Below are 734 nucleotides of genomic sequence, written 5' to 3'. Positions count from 1 at the left end.
GAGGCACAGGAGACTGCGCCGCCGGAGAAAAACTTCTGAGAAAGAGGTTGACTCTGCAGGAGGAAAGCGTAATATACGCCACCTCGCGACAGGACGCTAACGCACTGTTCGCACTGCTCTTTAACAATTTATCAGACAATCTGTGTGGGCACTCGCAGGATTGATATCAGCGTCTCCGGACGTAAAAAAATATCAAGCCTCACGAGTGAACACATAATGAAATTCATTATGACGTTTTACAGATGAGCACCGCTTAACTTGTTTAAGCAAATCAAACTTAAATTGAAGAGTTTGATCATGGCTCAGATTGAACGCTGGCGGCAGGCCTAACACATGCAAGTCGGACGGTAGCACAGAGAGCTTGCTCTTGGGTGACGAGTGGCGGACGGGTGAGTAATGTCTGGGGATCTGCCCGATAGAGGGGGATAACCACTGGAAACGGTGGCTAATACCGCATAACGTCGCAAGACCAAAGAGGGGGACCTTCGGGCCTCTCACTATCGGATGAACCCAGATGGGATTAGCTAGTAGGCGGGGTAATGGCCCACCTAGGCGACGATCCCTAGCTGGTCTGAGAGGATGACCAGCCACACTGGAACTGAGACACGGTCCAGACTCCTACGGGAGGCAGCAGTGGGGAATATTGCACAATGGGCGCAAGCCTGATGCAGCCATGCCGCGTGTATGAAGAAGGCCTTCGGGTTGTAAAGTACTTTCAGCGGGGAGGAAGGCGA

At 52.0% G+C, this 734-nt stretch carries 1 rRNA gene; it reads left to right on the top strand.

The annotated features are described in order from the left end of the window. Positions 1-279: 279 nt before the first annotated feature. Positions 280-734 (top strand): 16S ribosomal RNA (locus NR195_RS22710); the annotation flags it as partial.

The sequence above is a fragment of the Pantoea sp. Ft-CA_14 genome (assembly GCF_024520875.1).
GTDB classification, from domain to species: domain Bacteria; phylum Pseudomonadota; class Gammaproteobacteria; order Enterobacterales; family Enterobacteriaceae; genus Pantoea; species Pantoea agglomerans.
The sequence above is the reverse complement of the archived record's forward strand: the minus strand, read 5'-3'. Positions and strand labels throughout refer to the sequence as shown.